This is a genomic window from Vibrio olivae (assembly GCF_042428525.1).
In the GTDB taxonomy this organism is placed as follows: Bacteria; Pseudomonadota; Gammaproteobacteria; order Enterobacterales; family Vibrionaceae; genus Vibrio; species Vibrio olivae.
Window position 1 is genome coordinate 157,961 of the sequence record NZ_JBHMEP010000001.1, and the last position, 20,679, is coordinate 178,639.

Sequence of the window (20,679 nt, forward strand, 5' to 3'; positions counted from 1 at the left end):
TTAGTTCTTTCAGCACATTTCGTATAGTCATCAAGTTAACACAAGTTGTATTTACTGGTTAATCTATCACCAAGAGACATATATATAGGTTTATTTATTTGATGTTATTTAAAAGTTAAAAATTATTAATTCAATAAGAAAACTATACAAAAATCAGCAGGACGCGGTAGGTTTCGTTAGATTTTATTTTTGAATTGCCCCATAAGTTAATGACTTATCGGTTCACAAGTAGTGAAAAAATCTAGTCTTAAAATAGACTAAGAATCGTAGAAACCAAAGTATAGTCTTTAGTCTCAAAAATTGCCCCAAGGGGTATTTAGTTTTATGTTGCGGTCTTTTTGTGGTCTTTTATTAATAAAAAAACATTAAAAACAATAATTTAATTTAATAAAAAAGGCTCCGTTCGGAGCCTTTTTTATCAGGTGCTTAGCTAACTTGCTTCGCATTGAGCTTGGCAGGAAGAATGCTTCGCCACCAGGCGACGACAAAGGTAAGTAAACACAGCAGATAAAGTGGCCAAGAACCCAATTGATGGTACGGCGTTTGCCCGGTGGTTGAATGAACCTCTGCTTTGAGCACACCGGTTTCGAACTGTGGTAATTTTGCGGTGATACGCCCTTTGTAATCGGTCACGGCAGTTAGGCCATTGTTGGTTGAGCGAATGACGGGCTTACCAAGCTCGAGTGCCCGCATTTGCGCGATTTGCATATGCTGTAGCGGGCCAATAGAGCGTCCAAACCAAGCATCATTAGACAGTGTCAAAATAAAATCGGTATCGTCAGTCACGTTGGCACGCACTTGCTCATTGAAAATGATTTCATAACACAGCGCCGCTGCAAGTTGCCGATCATGCGCAATCAAGTTTGGCTGGATATAATCGCCACTACTAAAGGAAGACATTGGCAAATTAAAAAATGGCGCGAGTGGACGAAGTATACTTTCAAAAGGTACAAATTCGCCAAATGGTAACAAATGGTGTTTATGATACCGCTGCCCAACATCATATTGATAGGGCTCTTCAGACGTCATGCCAAGAGTGAGGACGCTATTGAAAAAGCGTTTATCTTCATCACGATTAACCACGCCTGTGATGAGGGCGGTATCGTTATTACGGGCTGCACTGTCTAAGGTTTCCAGAAATGAAGAGACTTCAAATTCAAAAGCGGGGATTGCGGCTTCCGGCCAAATAACGATATCCGCATCCCAATTCTCTCGACTTAAATCGGTATATTTTAAAATGGTCGGCCAGCGTTGGCTTGGCACCCATTTAAGTGCCTGATCGATATTCCCTTGAATAAGCGCAAACTTAGTCGAACGTTCACTGGTTGTGACCCAATCAACGCCATTTAAGCCAAAGCCAGTAGCGAAAACAACCAGTGGAATCAGTAGCGTGATCCACTGCTTACGCAAAACGCTGTAGCTCAAAGAAGCTGCACAGAGCATGATCACATAAGTGACTAGCTCAACACCACCCAGCGGCGCAAAGTTACCAAGAGGCGTCTCTAGTTGGCTGTATCCGAGCCATAGCCAAGGAAATCCCGTCATCACCCAGCCGCGTAGCCAATCTGTGATTAGCCATAAAACCGGAATCGCCAAAAAGTAGCGGTGTCGCGAAAGGCGTGGAAAAAAGCGGTTACTCAGCCAAGCAAATAACGCAGGATAGAGGGCAAGATAGCTGACTAGCAGCGTCATTAACAATACACTGGCGGCTTTAGGCATTCCACCAAAGGTATCAATGCTGATATGTACCCAGCTGATGCCGGTGGCAAATTGGCCTAGGCCCCAGGCAAAACCCGTCCAAAGTACTGCTTTCGGGCTCTGACGCGAAATCAACAGTAACAGAATAAATGGGCTTAATAGAGCAAAAGGCCAAAGATGGTAAGGGGCAAAAGAAAGAGTGGTGCTAGCGCCAACAAAAGCGGCCACAATGGGCCGCCATAGGCGATGAAAGAGCGTTTTTTTCATCGAGAGTCTTTTAAGCTGAATGATAGGGTTAGTCTTCGGCAATCTCTGGTAGCGACTCTTGGTCTGGAACCGTGACTTGCAACTGGACAACACGTCGATTATCGGCGGAGGTAACCTTGAAACTATACCCTGCGATTTCAACAACTTCACCACGAGATGGTAGGTGGCCAAACGAGGTCATCACCAAACCGCCAACTGTGTCGACTTCATCGTCGCTAAAGTCAGTGCCGAAAGTCGAGTTAAATTCGTCGATGGTAGTCAGCGCCTTGATCGAGTAGGTATGTTTAGACAGTTTACGAATTTCGACTTCTTCTTCGTCATCAAATTCATCTTCGATCTCCCCAACAATCTGTTCGAGAATATCTTCGATGGTGATCAGACCCGAAACGCCGCCAAATTCGTCAACCACGATCGCCATGTGGTAACGCTCTTCGCGAAACTCTTTCAGTAGACGGTCAACCCGTTTACTGCCGGGAACAACAACTGCAGGCCGAATCACTTCTTCGATGTTAAATTCAGCACTGTCGGAGCCCAAATATTTGAGTAAGTCCTTCGCTAGTAGAATGCCTTCAACATGGTCTTTGTCTTCGCTTATGACAGGGTAGCGAGAGTGCTGTGCATCTGTAATAAGCGTGACCAGAGCGTCGAGATCGTTGCCACGATCGACGGTGACCATTTGCGAACGAGGGATCATGATGTCTCTCACTCGCATCTCTGATATTTCCATAACGCCTTCGAGCATACCTCGCGTGTCGTGGTCTATCAGATCGTTTGATTCGGAATCTCGAATCACATCAACCAGTTCTTGGCGGTCTTTTGGGTCACCTTGAAACAGTTGGCTTAGGCGTTCAAAGAAGGACTTTCTACTCGGACCTTCAGACTTTTCTTTTCCTTCTGCTGCCGCAGAGGGCGAATTATCGTCGTTCATTGTTTCTCATTTACGTTTCGCTATCAAACGTGTGATAGCACACATAGACGTCACCAACGGTCGTTACATTTCACGGTTTCGGTGAAAGAACTTAGCGGTGTTGGGGACATCCGCGAAGAGTAAAGTTACTCTTTTTCAGCAAGGTAAGGGTCGTCAAACCCCATTTCTTGCATGATTTTACTCTCAAGTGATTCCATCACTTCAGCGTCATCATCTTCAATATGATCATAACCTAGCAGATGTAAGCTACCATGTACAACCATATGAGCCCAGTGAGATATGAGCGGTTTTTGTTGTTCATCTGCCTCTTTTTCAACGACTTGTCGACAAATGACTAAGTCACCTAATAGTGAGAGCTCAATGCCCGGAGGGGCCTCGAAAGGAAAAGATAACACATTGGTTGGTTTATCTTTTCCTCGGTAGTCTCGGTTTAGAGACTGGCTCTCTTCACTATCGACGATGCGAACTGTGACTTCTGCCTCATCTTTTATCGGCAATATTGCGGCTTCTAACCAGCGTTGTACTTGGTCTGACTGTGGCAGACCAAGTTCTGTTTCGACCGCAAGTTGCAGATCAAGTTCGATACTCATTATTTACTGGTTTCCTCAATGGTATCAGAGTCCTCTGGGGCTTGAGTGGTTGCCGTTTGGCTCTCAACTAACTTCGCTTCCCGCTCTTCGCGTCGGCGCTGTTCATACGCTTTACGCTCTTTTTGATCTTGCGCTTCCCATTTTTCATAGGCATTAACGATACGTGCCACCACCGGGTGGCGAACCACATCGTCTGACTGGAAGAAGTTAAACGAAATTTCATCGACTTCACCAAGAACTTCAATCGCATGGCGAAGGCCTGAACGCGCTCCGCGAGGTAAGTCTATCTGCGTAATATCACCAGTAATGACGGCTCGAGAGTTGAAGCCAATACGGGTTAAGAACATTTTCATTTGCTCTACCGTGGTGTTTTGGCTTTCATCCAGAATGATAAAGGCATCATTCAACGTTCGACCACGCATGTAAGCCAGCGGTGCCACCTCGATAACATTACGTTCGATCAGCTTTTCGACGCGTTCAAAGCCGAGCATTTCAAATAGTGCGTCGTACAACGGTCGCAAGTAGGGATCGACTTTTTGGCTTAAGTCACCGGGTAGGAAACCCAATTTCTCTCCCGCTTCAACCGCCGGTCGAGTTAATAATATACGGCGAACTTCTTGGCGCTCTAAAGCATCTACGGCAGCTGCTACGGCAAGGTAAGTTTTACCCGTACCCGCAGGGCCGATACCAAAGCTGATGTCATGCGTTACCATATTCACGAGATATTGAGCTTGGTTTGGCGTTCGAGGCTTGATGACCCCTTTTTTGGTCTTAATAAAGACCTCTTTGCCATGGTCAAACTCTGACTCAGTGTTTTGCTCAAGCACACCAGATTCTTTTACCGCCAAATGAATTTCTTCAGGATCAATATCAGGAATATGACCTTTAACTGGCGCGGTACTGACGTAAAGTGTCTTGAGGATGTCAAGGGCTGCCGCAGAGGTGTGAGGTTTACCCACAATCGTAAAGAAGTTACCTCGGTAGCTAATTTCAACACCTAAACGGCGTTCTAAGTGTTTGATGTTGTCATCGAAAGGACCGCAGAGACTCGCAAGTCGGCGGTTATCTGAAGGTTCTAGATCGATTTCTAGCGTTACAATTTTATTGCTCAATGTTGCCTCTCAATATGGCCATTTACGGGAACCTGAGCTCGACCAGGTTCCCAATGGCAGTTTATACGAACTTAAGGCGTAAAGGTTGCAACACCCAGTTCGTCTTCACGTCGAGTCTTCTCCATCATTTCTGTTGGTGAGGTGACAACGCGAAGGTTCATGTCTTTCTCTGTACGCAGTAGTTCTCCACGTAAAGAGTTCGGGAAAACGTCCAAAATTTTCACATCGACAAACTGACCGATTAGATCAGCCGAGCCTTCAAAGTTTACGACACGGTTGTTTTCGGTACGACCGCGAAGTTCCATGAGGTTCTTTTTCGACGGACCTTCTACCAAAATACGCTGCTCTGTGCCGAGCATCAAGCGCGAATAGCGCATTGCCTGAGTGTTGATCTGCTGTTGCAGTTCATACAAGCGTTCTTTCTTCTCTTGTTCACTGACATCGCAAGGGTAATCTGCTGCCGGCGTACCAGGACGAGGTGAGAAAATAAAGCTAAAGCTCATGTCAAAGTCTACGTCGCGAATCAACTTCATTGTATCTTGGAAGTCTTTATCGCTTTCACCGGGGAAACCAACGATAAAGTCTGAACTGATTTGAATATCAGGACGAGCTTTACGCAGTTTACGAATCGTTGATTTGTATTCAATCGCAGTGTGCGGACGTTTCATCATGGTTAAGATGCGGTCACTGCCACTTTGTACCGGTAGGTGTAAAAAGCTCACGAGTTCTGGTGTGTCTTCGTACACAGCGATAATATCATCGGTGAATTCCATCGGGTGGCTGGTGGTGAAACGAATACGATCGATACCATCGATAGATGCGACAAGACGCAGTAGCTCTGCAAATGAGCAAATATCACCATCAAACGTTGGACCACGATAAGCGTTCACGTTTTGACCCAGAAGGTTAACTTCACGCACACCTTGTTCTGCCAGTTGAGCGATTTCAAACAAGACGTCATCCATTGGACGGCTGACTTCTTCACCACGCGTATAAGGTACTACACAGTAAGTACAGTATTTAGAACACCCTTCCATAATTGAAACAAACGCCGTCGGCCCTTCAGCACGAGGCTCAGGTAAGCGGTCAAATTTTTCAATTTCTGGGAACGAGATATCCATCACTGGCGCATCATCATTTTGAGATTGTCTGATCATCTCTGGAAGACGATGCAATGTTTGTGGACCGAAAATGACGTCAACGTAAGGTGCACGCTCTCGAATGTGGTCACCTTCTTGAGTGGCAACACAACCGCCGACACCGATGACCACTCCGGGTTTGGTATCTTTAAGGTTTTTCCAACGACCAAGCTGATGGAACACCTTTTCCTGCGCTTTTTCACGGATCGAACAGGTGTTCAATAGTAGGACGTCTGCTTCTTCTGGAACTTCAGTAAGCTCGTAGCCGTTCGCGGCGTTAAGCAGATCTGCCATTTTTGATGAATCGTACTCGTTCATCTGGCAGCCCCAGGTCTTAATTAGCAGTTTCTTACTCATCTCACTTTCGCTCGTGTTAATTCTCAATAAACCATGAACATTTCGTTCAAATTATAGCCGCCCTCTCGGCGGTAGGCGGCGTATTGTACTGCTTTCAAAACCCACTGACTAGTGTTGAAAGAAAAACAGTCAAACACTATGTATTGTAAGGACTTTGCCCTTATCGGACTTAAGGTTTTTCGTTACATTTGAGTGATGAAAAAGTACAATTAAAAACTGTTCAAAAATCAACATGATGAAGTGTAAAAAATGAGCACATATGATATCGCGGTTATTGGTGGCGGCATGGTCGGTGCGGCGACAGCCATTGGTTTTGCAAAGCAAGGGCAACGTGTTTTATTGGTCGAGGGCCGTGAACCGTTGGCGTTTTCGAGCGATCAAGCGATGGATATTCGTGTCTCTGCCATTTCTGACACTTCAGTCGCGTTGCTTAAGCAGCTAGGTGCTTGGAGCGCCATTGAAGCAATGCGTGTATGCCCTTATCGCCGCTTAGAAACCTGGGAAACGCAAGCGTGTCGCACTCGTTTTCATGCGGACTCTCTAAACCTTGACCAGTTAGGGTTTATTGTTGAAAACCGAGTGTTGCAGCTTGGCCTATGGCAGCAATTCAACCAATACCCTAATCTGACGCTCAAGTGCCCAGACACATTGGCGAGTATTGAATTGGGTGAGCAATATCCGCGTTTACAGCTAACGTCAGGAGAAGTACATACCGCCACTTGGATTGTTGGCGCTGATGGAGCAAACTCAAAAGTTCGAGAGATCGCGAATATCGGTGTCACCGCTTGGGATTATCGTCAGCACTGCATGTTGATCGCTGTGGAAACGGAGTTACCTCAACAAGACATTACTTGGCAGCAATTTACGCCTCGTGGGCCTCGTTCTTTTTTACCTTTATGTGGGCATCAAGGTTCGCTCGTATGGTACGACTCACCGAGTAAAATAAAGCAGCTAAGTCGTCTGTCAACACAAGCGTTACGTGAGGAAATATTATCGACATTTCCGGCAGAGTTGGGTGATATCAAAGTACTAAGTCACGGAGCTTTCCCACTGACTAGGCGACATGCGCAGTGTTATTATCAAAACAACTGCGTATTAGTTGGTGATTCGGCGCACACTATTAATCCTCTTGCGGGGCAGGGCGTTAACTTAGGCTTTAAAGATGTGATTGCATTGTTGCAAGCCAGTCAAGATAAATCTCTGTCTGAAGGTGCGCTGGCTCAGTATCAACGCCGCCGTCGTGGGGATAACTTGATGATGCAAACGGGAATGGATATGTTTTACAAAGGATTCAGTAATTCTCTACCACCAGTGAAATTTATTCGAAATGCGGCATTGAAGTTGGCTGAGCATTCCGGCCCAGTTAAGCAGCAAGTACTTAAATACGCGCTAGGCTTAGCTTAGAAATATACGATGAGACAACAAAAAAACGCTGCTCAATGAGCAGCGTTTTCGTATTCTTTGCTAAGTAAAAGCGATGTTTACTTAGTTACGCGTAGAACAGGCGTTTCACCAACAGTGACTGAACCAGAAAGCTTATTCAGCTCTTTGATTTCATCCATGTTAGAGATAACAACAGGTGTCAACGTTGATTTCGCTTTCTCTTCTAGAACAGAAAGGTTGAATTCAATGATAGTGTCACCAGCTTTCACTGTTTGACCTTCTTCAGCGATGCGAGTGAAACCTTCGCCTTTAAGCTCAACAGTATCGATACCAAAGTGAACAAATAGCTCAACGCCATCGTCAGATTCAATTGAAAACGCGTGGTTGGTTTCAAAGATCTTGCCGATAGTACCGTTAACAGGAGCTACCATTTTATCACCAGATGGTTTGATCGCGATGCCGTCACCAACGATCTTCTCAGCGAATACGACATCTGGCACATCTTCGATATTTACGATTTCACCAGAAAGTGGCGCGATAATCTCGATGGCACCTGCGTCAGCGCTGTCATCAGATACAAGCTTCTTAAGTTTGTCAAACAGACCCATTGTGTCATGCTCCTAACGTTTTGATTTATTCTGTGCGAATTATACTATACCAATATAGATCATTAGACGACAATTTTCGTCGTCTAATGTATTGGCATATCAGATTATTTTGTTTTTTCAGCGATAAACTTATCAACGCACGCTTGAATTTCGTCTGCTGTTGGCAGTGACAGAGCTTCTTCTGCCATTGCTTTTACTTCAGCGAAGTTCGAGTTACGGATGACTTTCTTCACTTTCGGGACAGAAATGCCGCTCATTGAGAATTCATCTAAGCCCATACCGAGAAGAAGCAGAGTCGCACGCTCATCACCAGCAAGCTCACCACACATACCTGTCCATTTACCTTCAGCGTGAGACGCATCAATCACTTGTTTGATCACGTTTAGTACTGCGGGAGACAGTGGGTTGTATAGGTGTGAAATCATTTCGTTACCACGGTCAACTGCCAATGTGTATTGAGTCAAGTCGTTGGTACCGATAGAGAAGAATGCCACTTCTTTAGCTAGATGGTGAGCAATCGCTGCTGCCGCAGGCGTCTCAACCATCACACCGATTTCGATGTTTTCGTCAAACGCTAGGCCTTCTTCGCGAAGCTCCGCTTTATAACCTTCAATGGCGTCCTTCAGTTCACGAATTTCTTCGACGGAAATGATCATTGGGAACATAACGCGAAGCTTACCGTGTGCAGACGCGCGCAGAATGCCGCGTAATTGATCGCGTAGGATTTCACGACGGTCTAAGCTGATGCGGACTGCACGCCAACCCAAGAATGGGTTCATTTCTTGTGGCAAATCCATGTATGGAAGGTCTTTGTCACCGCCGATATCCATAGTACGAATGATCACAGCTTCGCCGTGCATCGCTTCAGCCACTTCTTTGTAGGCTTCGTATTGCTCTTCTTCAGTCGGAAGCGAAGTACGGTCCATAAAGAGGAACTCAGTGCGGTACAAGCCGACACCTTCACCACCATTACGTAACACACCTTCGCAGTCTTTTACGGTACCGATGTTACCGCAAACTTCTACGCGATGTCCGTCAGTGGTTTCTGCTGGAAGATCTTTAATTTTTGCAAGTTCTTCTTTTTCAGCAATAACGTCAGCTTGAACTTTCTTCGCTTCTTCAAGTTCCGCTTCAGAAGGATTAACGATGATTTTGTTGTTCATCGCGTCCAAAATCAGGGTATCGCCATTACGTACTTTCTTAGTGATGTCGTTCGTACCAACGATCGCTGGAAGCTCAAGAGAGCGAGCCATGATAGACGTATGAGAAGTACGGCCGCCGATATCACACGCAAAACCAAGAACGTAATCAAGGTCAATTTGCGCGGTTTCTGAAGGCGTTAGGTCGTAAGCCACTAGGATAACTTGTTCTGAGATATCGCTTAGGGACACGACATTGATACCGAGTGCGTTTTTCACAAAACGAGAGCCGATATCACGAATGTCTGTTGCACGCTCTTTTAGATACTCGTCATCAAGAGACTCAAGCGCGGTCGCTTGCTCTTCGATAACAGTATGAATGGCGTTATCTGCGTGAAGTTTTTCGTCTTTGATCAATGCTAGGATTTCTTCTTCTAGCTCTTCATCTTCAAGAAGCATGATGTGACCTTCAAAGATCGCTTCTTTTTCTTCACCAAATGTTTCTAAAGCTTTCTGCTTGATTGATTCAAGTTGCGCAGCCGATTTGTCACGAGCGTCATAAAAACGCTTAACTTCGGCTTCTACTTGGCCATCAGAAATCTTGTGTGTGTTTAGGACAATTTCATCTTCTTGAAGGAGTAGTGCTTTACCAATAGCAATACCAGGAGATGCCAGAATACCTGAAATCATAGCCTTACCTTAAACTGGTCAACTTTAAACGGGAGATTATTGAATCGCGCTAACGATACTTGTAGCTTAGTTTTGGGCCTATTGCCAACGAAGCCATTTTGCGAGGGAAAAATGGCTTCAGAATAGGAGACCCAATTAGTGTAGTTGATCCATAAGTTCAACTAGGTGGTCAACTGCTTGCTGAGCTTGAGGACCTTCAGCTGAAATAGTCACTAAAGTACCTTTTACTAGGCCAAGAGTTTGCAGTTTGAATAGGCTTTTTGCACTAGCGCTTTTACCGTTAGAAGTCACAGTGATGTCCGCATCAAAACCTTTAGCTTCTTTAACGAACTGTGCAGCTGGACGAGTGTGAAGACCGTTTTCTGCAGTGATTTCTACTTGCTTCTCGTACATGTTTTATACCCCAATATTGATTTATATTTGTTAATTTCTTAATCAGATTCAGCTTAACTGGTAACCCACATTTCCGCTAGAAGGTTAATGAGGTTTGTGTGTCAGAACTGATACTAATTATGATTTTTACAACAGTCTTAGAAGTAATATTCTAAGCAGTTGTTTTATATGAAACCTTATGCAGCTTCTTTATTTTGAAGCTAAAAATAAAACACCGTGATATTACCAAAGGCTCGGATAGGATCAACAAAAAAGCCCCTCAAAGGGGCTTTTTTAGACTAAAAATTGATTTGACCACAGATTATTGCTGGTTCTCTTTCTCAGTGAAGATGCCTGCAAATAGCGCGGTACTTAGGTAACGTTCACCTGAACTTGGCAAGATGGTTACAATGGTTTTTCCTTCAAACTCAGGGAGTTCTGCAAGTCGGTTTGCAGCAACAACGGCGGCACCTGATGAGATACCCGCAAGAATGCCTTCCTCTTCCATCAGGCGACGAGCCATAGCAATCGCGTCTTCAGAAGTGACGGGCTCAACACGGTCAATCAGGTCCAAATCCAAGTTTTGAGGGATGAAACCTGCGCCGATACCTTGAATTTTGTGTGGAGCGGGTTTGATTTCTTCACCCGCAAGTGCTTGAGCAATCACTGGAGACTCGGCTGGCTCAACCGCAACAGAAACAATGGCTTTGCCTTTTTGGTTTTTGATATAGCGGCTGGTTCCTGTCAATGTACCGCCAGTACCCACGCCCGCGACGAAGACGTCTACTTCACCATCGGTTGCTTCCCAGATTTCTGGGCCCGTTGTTTTTTCATGAATCTCTGGGTTAGCTGGGTTGTTAAATTGTTGAAGCAGCAAGTATTTACTTGGATCGCTAGCAACGATTTGTTCTGCTTTATCAATCGCTCCTTTCATGCCTTTTGCTGCTTCAGTCAGCTCAAGGTTGGCGCCAAGCGCTTTAAGAAGCTTACGGCGTTCTAGGCTCATTGATTCAGGCATGGTGAGTGTCAGTTTGTATCCACGTGCAGCGGCAACAAATGCGAGGGCAATACCAGTGTTACCACTTGTAGGTTCTACAAGCTCAACGCCAGGCTTTAGTTTGCCTTGTTTTTCTGCATCCCAAATCATGTTAGCGCCGATACGGCATTTAACGCTGAAGCTTGGGTTACGGGCTTCAACTTTTGCTAACACATTGCCTTTGCTGACTTTGTTTAGGCGAACAAGCGGTGTATTACCAATGGTAAGAGAGTTATCTTCGTAGATTTTGCTCATGGTATTAGATCCTTCAGTTTACCGACGCTGTGTGAGTTGAGCGCCAGCATGTGTATATTCATCACTTAACAGGATTCAGCATAAGACAGCGTAAAAAACCTGAAAAGGATTAAAAAGTTATAAGATATAGAAGCTAGATTAGTCGTTTTGACTTAGCTCTCAGTTACTGGATTTTGTCATGTTGATGACGAAATTCATTCACCCACATTGCGGTCGCACCGCACACAGCAACAGGCATGACGATTAGGTTCAGCACGGGAATGGTGGTAAAGATAGACACTAAAATTCCAAACCCATAAGCCTTGCCTTGTTTTTGTTTCAAATTGTGTCTCATGTCGTTAAAGCTGACTTTATGATTATCAAATGGATAGTCACAATATTGAATGGCCAGCATCCAAGCAGTAAATATAAACCAAAGAATGGGCCCCACCGTTTGCCCCAATGCGGGGATGAGCAGCAGAATGAATAAGCCAATCGCTTTTGGGAGTAGATAAACCAGTTTACGCCATTCACGGGCTAGGACTCGAGGAATGTCTTTGACCACGCTCATGAAACCGTCATCACTCACTTTTTTTCCGGTGAGACGTTCTTCAACTTTTTCGGCTAATAGCCCATTGAACGGCGCGGCAATAAAGTTGGCCAGAGTACTAAAAAAATAAGAGAAGGTCGCAAGAATGGTTAATACTAGTAGCGGCCAGATAATGTAGCTGAGCCAGGCAAGGAACCCTGGTAACTGTCCCATTAATTGTTCTATCCAACCATTAAGGTGGGCGAATAAATAGAACAGCGCACCGCCGACCAAAATAATATTGGCAAGAAGAGGTAGGAGCACAAAACGACGAATTTTGGGCATCATGGCAATTTCTAAGCCGTAGAAAAAGTAACCAAATCCGGTTCTTTGTTTTAATTGATTATCCATATGTGTCACTACTAAGTTGTGATTGATTGAGCGAATATGCATCTTACAAGAAAAAAAGCGTGTTCAAAATCACAACATCATGGGAACTTCTAACATTAAGTTGTTCTAAAACAGTGGTTAGTTTTGGTAAAGTAAGTAAATAACGCGTATTTTATTATTGTTAGTAACTTGTTTTAATTACTGACTTAATTTTCTTTTCGAGCAACTGAGAGCAAGCAATGCAGGAACTGCGATTCGTACTCATTATTGTTGGTGCCTTAGCGATAGCCGCACTATTGTTCCACGGTTTGTGGACCAGCAAAAAAGAAGGAAAGGCGAAGTTTGGTGATAAACCGCTTGGCAAATTAAAAATCAACAAAGATGAGCAAGATGATATTGCTGAGCCCACATTTGCGCCAGAAGATGATTTTGAGATCATTCGTAAAGAACGGAAAGAGCCTGACTTTAGTGCGACTCAAACAGATATCGATCCGCTCACTGGCGAAAAAATGACGTCACATGATGATGAGGAGCAGGATAAAACGCCGCCGCCATTTATTCGTGCTCGTCGTGAGCCCGTCGAAGAAGAGCTACCTTCGGTTGAGATTCAGCCTGAGCCTGAGCCTGAGCCGCGACAAGAGCCAGTGGTGAAACCAAGCACTGAAGATGATTCGAAAGCAACCCCCGAAGATGACCTGCAAGTGATTGTGCTTAATGTCCATTGTTCTGGCAGTGAGCCGTTTGTCGGAACCAAGCTGTTTGATAGCATGCAGCAAAATGGGTTGCTCTACGGGGAGCTTGATATTTTTCATCGCCATGCGGACATGTCGGGGACGGGCAAAGTGTTATTTAGCGTCGCCAATATGATGCAACCTGGTACTCTCAAGCATGATGATCCTGAAACCTTTACCACCAAAGGTATCTCATTCTTTATGACATTGCCTTGCTATGGCGATCCAGAGCAAAACTTTAAACTGATGCTGAAAACGGCGCAGCAAATTGCGGATGATCTCAGTGGCAATGTGCTGGATGATAAACGTAACTTGATAACGCCTGATAAGCTTGACACCTATCGTGCTCAAATTCAGAAGTTTAAAGCGCAGCAAAGCGCGTAAAATTCATCGCAGTAATACTTCGAAAGGCTCCTAGTTATGGGGCCTTTTTTGTTATCGGTATCGCGCTCAGATTAAGGTATGATACTGCAAGCAACTTATTCAAGCGCTGACGCCGAATAGACCAAGATAAATTATTAAGACTAGAGTTCGTTATGTCGACAGAGATTCAAGAAAAGCTCAATCAATTAAAAGAGACCCTTCATTACCATTCGGTAAAGTATTACGTTGAAGATTCCCCCGAGATACCAGATGCAGAATACGACCGTTTAATGCGTGAGCTACAGGAGATTGAAGCACAACATCCCGATCTTATAACGATAGATTCACCTTCACAGCGAGTGGGAGGGGCTCCTCTTGACGGGTTTGAAACCGTTGCCCATGAAATACCGATGCTTTCTCTCGATAATGCTTTTGATGATGAAGAGATCGATAGTTTCTACAAGCGGATGCAAGACCGAATTCCTGCGGCAGCGCTTGATGGTTTCTGCTGTGAACCTAAGCTGGATGGCTTAGCGGTGAGTATCTTATATGAAAATGGTGTTTTGGTACGTGCTGCTACCCGTGGGGATGGGGCTAATGGCGAAAATATTACAGAGAATGTTCGTACTATTAAGGCCATACCGTTGAAACTGAGAGGTGAGGGATGGCCTCAGCGTTTGGAAGTGCGCGGTGAAGTATTTATGCCTAAAGCGGGATTTGAGCAATTCAACCAGCAAGCGTTGAAGAAAGGACAAAAAGTCTTTGTCAATCCGCGTAATGCAGCCGCAGGGAGCTTGAGACAGTTAGATTCACGCATTACCGCAACGCGCCCCCTCAACTTCTACGCATACAGTGTCGGTGTTGTTGAAGGCGTTGAGCTAGCCCCCAGCCATTATGATCGCTTTCTACAACTAAAACGTTGGGGACTGCCAATGTGTCCAGAAACTCGACGTGTTGGTTCTATGCAAGAAGTTAAAGCCTTTTATCAAGATATTCTTGAGCGTCGAGACCAACTCTCATACGAAATTGATGGTGTGGTTATCAAAGTCGATGATATTGCGATTCAGCAGCAGCTAGGCTTTGTTGCTCGAGCGCCACGCTGGGCCATTGCTTATAAGTTTCCCGCTCAGGAAGAAATTACGCTATTACGTGACGTTGAGTTTCAAGTTGGACGAACTGGGGCGATTACACCTGTTGCCAAATTGGAACCCGTGTTTGTCGGCGGTGTGACGGTCAGTAATGCAACACTGCACAATCGGGATGAAATCGACCGGCTGGGCGTAAAAATTGGCGATCACGTCGTGATTCGCCGTGCGGGAGATGTGATTCCGCAAGTCGTCTCGGTGGTACTAGAGCGACGTCCAGAAGAGGTAAAAGATATTGTATTTCCGGCTCACTGCCCAGTGTGTGATTCTGAAGTCGAACGCGTCGAAGGAGAAGCGGTCACTCGTTGCACTGGAGGGTTGGTGTGTGGCGCGCAGCGCAAAGAAGCGCTGAAGCATTTCGTTTCTCGTAAAGCGTTGGATGTCGATGGCCTTGGTGACAAAGTCATTGAGCAGCTTGTTGAACGTGAAATGGTGACGACACCCGCGGATCTCTTCCGCTTGAGTGCTGGCGTGATTACGGTACTTGAGCGAATGGGACCTAAGTCGGCTCAGAATATTGTCAACGCATTAAATGTGGCTAAGCAAACGACACTGGCTAAATTTTTATACTCATTGGGTATTCGAGAAGTCGGAGAAGCGACAGCATCAAATCTTGCCAATCATTTCAAAACTCTTGATGCGATTCAGGCGGCAAGTTTAGAACAATTGGTTGAGGTTCAAGACATTGGCCAAATTGTGGCCAGCCACATCACTGCGTTCTTTGCGGAAGAGCAGAATCAGAAAGTGATTCAAGATCTTATCGAACTGGGCGTGACCTGGCCTGATATTGAAGTTCCAGATGAATCCACCCCGCAGCCGTTAGCAGGAAAAACGGTCGTGCTTACTGGTTCGTTAACGCAGTTAACACGAACTCAAGCAAAAGAAGCGCTACAGAACTTAGGCGCGAAAGTGACGGGGAGTGTATCAAAAAATACGGATATTTTATTTGCCGGAGATAACGCTGGCTCCAAACTGGCTAAAGCCCAAGAACTGGGTGTAGAAATCAAAACGGAGCAAGATTTGGTCGATTTGCTTTAGAACATCCTATCGGTTGTTAAATAAAAAAGCCCATTCATATCAATGAGTGGGCTTTATTTTTTTCAAAAAATAAATATCTCGTCGAGCGGCAATTATAACACTGTGATTGACCTCATAGTCTGATATTAAGAAAAATATCGTTGATAACTCTGCGAGTGACTTCAAATTATATTTTATTTTATTTTATTTAAAGCATTGAATTATATTAACTTTAATCCAATGCTTACTTAATTTTTAATATTTTCGAGGCAGATCAATCTGCGGATTAAAATTTGTAGTGACTCATATTTTTTTAGAAAAAAAATAAGTATAGATTGATGTTTCTTCCCTCCCGGATAATCTCTTAGACATGGATACACGTGGTGTATGCAGATAAGGAAAACAGACACAACAATAAGTCTGATTTTTCAATAAAAGGAGTGCTTTTCCCTTCGGCGGCCAACTTAAGGTGAAAAGTAATCTAAACAGCTATATCCATATTTAGGAGTTCTTTTCCATGGACAAAATGTTTAAACGCACATTACTTGGCGCAGTAGTCGCCTTTGCTTCAACAGGCGCAATGGCGGCGGAAGAAACAGGTCAAATTGGCGTTCTTTCTGATTTTAAAGTTGATGTATACGGTGTCGCAGCAATTTCTGCTTTCTATCAAGAAGATGGGAATGGTTACGACTACGAAAACGAGTCACGGATTGGTTTTCGTGCAAGTAAAGACATGTTCGATAATGTGAATGTGTTTATGCAAATTGAATCTGGTTACGTTGGTGAGGATGGCTCGGGATCGACACTTGGTGCTCGTGATACTTTCTTAGGTCTTCGTGGTGACTGGGGGCAAGTTCGCTTTGGTCGTATGCTCACTCCAATGTATGAAATCGTTGACTGGCCATACTCAAACCCAGGTCTCGGACGTGTATTTGACTGGGGTGGTGATGTAAAAGCGCACTATGACCGTAAAGGTGATATTGCACGTTATGATTCGCCAGCATTCGGTGGGTTGACGTTTAGTTTGTCAGCGGGGCGAGGTGATACAGGCACTGATGGGTCAAATCACTTTGGCGCGGCGGTTCACTATAATGTTGCAGATATTGTGACGTTACATGGTGGTTATGAAAACAACTCTAAAGTTGATGGTGTTGATGTTGATGCATCAGCGTACATCATTGGCTTTGAACTGCCTTTACCTGCGGGATTTGGCTTAGCGGGAGCGTATAAATTCGCGGATGGAGCTCAATATACTGATTGGGCTACAACAGGATTGGATGCTGAGCAGAGTTCATATTCTATTATTGGTCAATACTGGAATGGGCCTTGGGGCTTTAAACTGGGTTACGCGGCAAATGATGAGTCTGAGCTAGAGGGTGTCAATCAAAATGATGGCGATGAAGTTGTATCGGCACAGTTAATGTACGTTCATAATGGGTTTGTGCCATATCTGCGCGTAGGTCAGCATGACGCTTACGATTCGAGTGATAAATTGGCATTCGTGCGTGTCGGGCTTGAATACGGATTCTAAGAGTTAGCCTCTACCTTTTTTGACAAAACACCGGCCTCAGGTCGGTGTTTTCATAATGACAAAGGATACGTTGTATGAATAAATTAAAAGCTTGGATAGTCTTGGCTGTTATGCTTGGTGCTGGCGGATGCAGTACGCTGAACAGCACAAGCGAGTTTACTGATGTAATCAAAAGTACAACAGAGAGGCGGGACTTTGTACAAGTTACGGGTAAATCGATCACTCCGGAGACTCAGGCTTTATCTGGGCAAAATATTGTTAAATCACAATTAAGTTATATTGGCGTTTTTCCAAAATCAGGGCAGGAAACCACCAAGTCATCATCTATTTCGGGGGAAGTCAGCTATTTTAAAAATTACGATCATTTTTCTTATGTACAAATCGGGCAAAAGCGTTATCAACTCACCAATGATCGCCCTATAGCGGAAACATGCACAGAGCACTGCACAGTCAGTCAGTGGTTTACATTCCCCATTTCTGAGCAATATATTGATAGCGAACCGTCGGAGTTTGTTGAATTCACATTAACGGCTGAAAATCACCAACATACGGTCAAGTTTTCGATACCTAAAGCCTATTTCTCCGCTGTTCGGAAAGAGGCCACCTATCTGAATGAATCGCCCAATCACGACAATATTCAATCCCAGTCGGCACAAGTTACTTCGCAAGTCAGCCGTGCTCAGGAAATGATCACTTATTGGTATGACAAAGCGTCGACGACTGAGCAAGGTAAGTTTAGAGATTGGGCTTTCGCAAATCGTAATAGTATTAACACCAAGATGGTCACCCAATCACAACCAACACAAATGCTGAGTTATTGGTATGAGCAAGCAAGCAGCGAAGAGAAAAAACAAATATTAGCGTGGTTATTAGACACAGAATAAAAATAAGGAGCATCGGCTCCTTATTTTACGCCATTCAATTGATTATTATATTCCTCGGTAATACTTGCAGATGACCATTGGAAAGGTCTTTACGCTTCCATCTGCCATCTTACAATCTACATTAGGCCCAGTCGCTGAACTTCCTGCATTTTGATCAGCAACGGCTGAAAAGCTAAAAAGTAGTGAGAGAACGAACGCCGACATCATACTTAATAATTTCATAATAACCTCGATTGAGATAGTGAAACATGCGTTAATAAGTATGTTTTTAATCAAGAAAAGATCAAAAAAATTTACTAAATCAAATTTATTGATAATAAATAAGTGAGAAAATATCTTTGGTTGATGTCGAAATAACCCCTAAATTGACGATGATGCTGAAAATATAATAGGGGAAATGTTTATTCTATTACTTACTTAATTCTACACATTAAGTTATTTAATTTTTTGATTTAAATGTTTTTTAATGACATGTGTAAATAAAAAAGCCAGCAAATAGCTGGCCTTTCTATGTGATAACAAGAAAATCCTATTAATAAAGGATAGAATATAATTGACGGCGATATTTACTGGCGATGACATTGCCTTGTCCCAACGCTGTTAAAATGTCCATAAATACTTTTTTCAGTTCACCATCTAATACATTGAGATCCTTCGATACATAACTCCACAGTAGAGCGAGTGCTTCCTCATCACGGCTTACTTGATGATATTGAACCGCCAAGTCATGGGCTAATTGAGGGTTATTGCCATCACTTTGTAATTGTGCTTCAAGTGCTTGAATTTCAGGGCTGTCAGCGGCTTGCTGGTGTAATTCTAATTTAGAAACTAACTGTTTGTACTCATTGTGATTTTTGTATTCGAGCGGAATGGTCTCAAGCAGGGCTTCCGCTTGTGAAAACTGCTGAGTCTCTAATAAACAGTCGGCAATCAGTAGCTTTACTTCGCCGTGGTTTTTGAGCTCTTCGGCAAGCGATTGTAAGACAGTAAGCGCATCCACATAATTGCCTTGAGCAATCATGGACTGCGCATTCTGCAATTGAAGCTCGTCCTGACTTGGCAGATGTTTGGTTAGCATTTGCTCAATGGCCTCTATGGGTTGAGGACCGCCTAGACCATCAACAGGTTGGCCGTTAACAAACAACGCGATAGTTGGCAGTGCTTGAACGCCAAACTGACTGGCGATCATTTGCTGTTGCTCACAGTCCAATAACGCAAGTGTGAATGCGCCGTTATATTGCTGAGCCAATGTTTGCAGTGGCGTGATCAAATCCGCACTCTCTTGGCTCATAGAAGCCCAGAAGTGAATCAGAACGGGCGTTTGCATTGAACCCTCAAGGACTTCTCGAAAGTTCTGTTCATTAAGCTCGACAATAAAAGGGGATTGCATCTTGTTATCCTAAATCAGTGGCTGTTTCTTTCTATGTGGGGGGAAATAAAAAAAGATTCAAGGAGTAGGCGAGGAAAAGAAACAAAAAACACCGCCTAACGCAGTGTTTTAAAAATACAAGTAAGCGCACATCGCTGATTAAATCAGCAATAAAATCGTGAGAGCAATGCCCACGCCAAGCCAATTTAATTGGTTTAGTGTCATTTTGTTCTCCAAATGCAACGCCGTGAAGTGTGATTGGAGATGAGTTTAAAGTCTCAGTATTACGATTTGATTACATTTTAAGCAAATGTTATGCGGCCTTGTTCAAGATCCTATCCAGCATACGAGCGGGAAGCAGGCGTTTCAAGCAAGCAAATACTTTTGTTGGCGTGGTCACTCGATAGCGAATTTTTGGACGCTTTGCTTCGAGTGCATCGATAACAGGTGGAACACATGCTTGTGCAGGGAGGACAAAGCGATTTTTTGAGGTAGCTTTTGAGAGTCGCTCTAGTTCTCGTTCGTACTGAGTTTTATGTCGGCTTCCTTCACGTTGTATCCAGCGTTTAAATGCCGCAAGCGCATTAGCACGAAATTGCGTTTCTATGGGGCCCGGTTCGATTAAACTTACTTGCACATTGGTGCTGGCAAGCTCAATACGGAGAGTGTCGGTCCATCCTTCTAATGCAAATTTGGATGCGTTGTACGCTCCGCGGTATTTCATTGCAGCAAAGCCGAGTACCGAACTGACTTGAATTATTCTTGCGTTAGGTTGGCGCAGTAAAATCGGGAGTAAACGGGTTGTGAGCTCATGCCAGCCAAAGAAGTTCGTTTCAAACTGTTCGCGTAGCGCTTGAGTTGGCAAGTCCTCAAGTGCACCAGGTTGACCATATGCACCGTTATTAATTAATGCGTACAGATCCCCGTCTTTAATCAGTGATAAGTACTCAACAGTGGATTGGATTGATTGGCTGCTATTGAGATCAAGTTGTAGGCAATGGAGGCCTTGTTTTCTCAAACGTTCAACGTCTTGGGCTTTTCGGCATGAGGCAATCACCCGGTATCCGCGTTGTTTGAGCTGTTGAGCCAGTTGATAACCAATTCCGGTGGAGCACCCAGTGATAAAGACAATTTTTGTATTTAATGGTGAAGTCATAATCTCGTCAT

Annotated in this window: 17 protein-coding genes; 5 read left to right on the plus strand and 12 right to left on the minus strand. The window is 44.2% G+C overall.

The features are described from left to right. Positions 1-426: 426 nt before the first annotated feature. From lnt to miaB, 5 genes are all read right to left on the minus strand, one after another. Positions 427-1,965, minus strand: a complete 1,539-nt coding sequence (lnt, locus tag ACFFUV_RS00860; RefSeq protein WP_390189040.1) for an apolipoprotein N-acyltransferase — start codon at positions 1,963-1,965, stop codon at positions 427-429. A 28-nt stretch (positions 1,966-1,993) separates the two neighbouring features. Then, the gene (corC, locus tag ACFFUV_RS00865; RefSeq protein WP_390189041.1) at positions 1,994-2,893 is read right to left on the minus strand and encodes a CNNM family magnesium/cobalt transport protein CorC; all 900 of its coding nucleotides are present in this window, start codon (positions 2,891-2,893) and stop codon (positions 1,994-1,996) included. A 125-nt stretch (positions 2,894-3,018) separates the two neighbouring features. Continuing rightward, positions 3,019-3,483 carry an rRNA maturation RNase YbeY gene (gene ybeY, locus ACFFUV_RS00870; protein ID WP_390189042.1) on the minus strand — a complete coding sequence of 155 codons (465 nt, stop codon included), beginning with the start codon at positions 3,481-3,483 and terminating at the stop codon, positions 3,019-3,021. After that, a complete protein-coding gene (locus ACFFUV_RS00875; RefSeq protein WP_390189043.1) occupies positions 3,483-4,595 on the minus strand; it encodes a PhoH family protein in 1,113 nt (370 codons plus the stop codon). The genes ybeY and ACFFUV_RS00875 overlap by 1 nt, the downstream gene beginning before the upstream one ends. Positions 4,596-4,666: 71 nt before the next feature. Beyond that, complete coding sequence (miaB, locus tag ACFFUV_RS00880; RefSeq protein WP_390189044.1) at positions 4,667-6,091, minus strand: tRNA (N6-isopentenyl adenosine(37)-C2)-methylthiotransferase MiaB; 1,425 nt, start codon at positions 6,089-6,091, stop codon at positions 4,667-4,669. 249 nt (positions 6,092-6,340) lie between these two features. Between miaB and ACFFUV_RS00885 the strand changes: the two genes are divergently transcribed. Beyond that, the gene (locus tag ACFFUV_RS00885; protein WP_390189045.1) at positions 6,341-7,495 is read left to right on the plus strand and encodes a 2-octaprenyl-3-methyl-6-methoxy-1,4-benzoquinol hydroxylase; all 1,155 of its coding nucleotides are present in this window, start codon (positions 6,341-6,343) and stop codon (positions 7,493-7,495) included. Positions 7,496-7,572: 77 nt separating this feature from the next. Here the strand turns inward: ACFFUV_RS00885 and crr are convergent, their stop codons facing one another. From crr to cysZ, 5 genes are all read right to left on the minus strand, one after another. Continuing rightward, entirely contained in the window at positions 7,573-8,082 is a 510-nt protein-coding gene (gene crr, locus ACFFUV_RS00890) for a PTS glucose transporter subunit IIA (RefSeq protein WP_390189046.1), read from the minus strand. A 104-nt stretch (positions 8,083-8,186) separates the two neighbouring features. Next, the gene (gene ptsI / locus ACFFUV_RS00895) at positions 8,187-9,911 is read right to left on the minus strand and encodes a phosphoenolpyruvate-protein phosphotransferase PtsI (protein ID WP_390189047.1); all 1,725 of its coding nucleotides are present in this window, start codon (positions 9,909-9,911) and stop codon (positions 8,187-8,189) included. A gap of 135 nt (positions 9,912-10,046) precedes the next feature. Then, complete coding sequence (locus tag ACFFUV_RS00900; RefSeq protein WP_390189049.1) at positions 10,047-10,304, minus strand: HPr family phosphocarrier protein; 258 nt, start codon at positions 10,302-10,304, stop codon at positions 10,047-10,049. Between the two features lie 301 nt (positions 10,305-10,605). Further along, positions 10,606-11,574: a cysteine synthase A gene (cysK, locus tag ACFFUV_RS00905; RefSeq protein WP_390189050.1), complete on the minus strand. Its 969-nt coding sequence runs from the start codon at positions 11,572-11,574 to the stop codon at positions 10,606-10,608. Positions 11,575-11,737: 163 nt separating this feature from the next. Then, positions 11,738-12,493, minus strand: a complete 756-nt coding sequence (gene cysZ / locus ACFFUV_RS00910; protein WP_390189051.1) for a sulfate transporter CysZ — start codon at positions 12,491-12,493, stop codon at positions 11,738-11,740. Between the two features lie 218 nt (positions 12,494-12,711). Here cysZ and zipA point away from each other — a divergent pair, with 218 nt between their 5' ends. From zipA to ACFFUV_RS00930, 4 genes are all read left to right on the plus strand, one after another. Further along, positions 12,712-13,587, plus strand: a complete 876-nt coding sequence (zipA, locus tag ACFFUV_RS00915; protein ID WP_390189052.1) for a cell division protein ZipA — start codon at positions 12,712-12,714, stop codon at positions 13,585-13,587. A gap of 152 nt (positions 13,588-13,739) precedes the next feature. Further along, positions 13,740-15,749, plus strand: coding sequence for an NAD-dependent DNA ligase LigA (gene ligA, locus ACFFUV_RS00920; protein ID WP_390189053.1), 2,010 nt, complete (start codon positions 13,740-13,742; stop codon positions 15,747-15,749). A 496-nt stretch (positions 15,750-16,245) separates the two neighbouring features. Then, positions 16,246-17,259, plus strand: a complete 1,014-nt coding sequence (locus ACFFUV_RS00925) for a porin (RefSeq protein ID WP_390189054.1) — start codon at positions 16,246-16,248, stop codon at positions 17,257-17,259. A 74-nt stretch (positions 17,260-17,333) separates the two neighbouring features. Then, positions 17,334-18,143, plus strand: a complete 810-nt coding sequence (locus ACFFUV_RS00930) for a DUF2057 domain-containing protein (RefSeq protein ID WP_390189055.1) — start codon at positions 17,334-17,336, stop codon at positions 18,141-18,143. Positions 18,144-18,675: 532 nt separating this feature from the next. Here the strand turns inward: ACFFUV_RS00930 and ACFFUV_RS00935 are convergent. Together ACFFUV_RS00935 and ACFFUV_RS00940 are read right to left on the minus strand one after the other, a co-directional pair. After that, entirely contained in the window at positions 18,676-19,533 is an 858-nt protein-coding gene (locus ACFFUV_RS00935) for a co-chaperone YbbN (RefSeq protein ID WP_390189056.1), read from the minus strand. Positions 19,534-19,825: 292 nt separating this feature from the next. Beyond that, entirely contained in the window at positions 19,826-20,668 is an 843-nt protein-coding gene (locus ACFFUV_RS00940) for an SDR family oxidoreductase (RefSeq protein ID WP_390189057.1), read from the minus strand. Positions 20,669-20,679 lie beyond the last annotated feature (11 nt).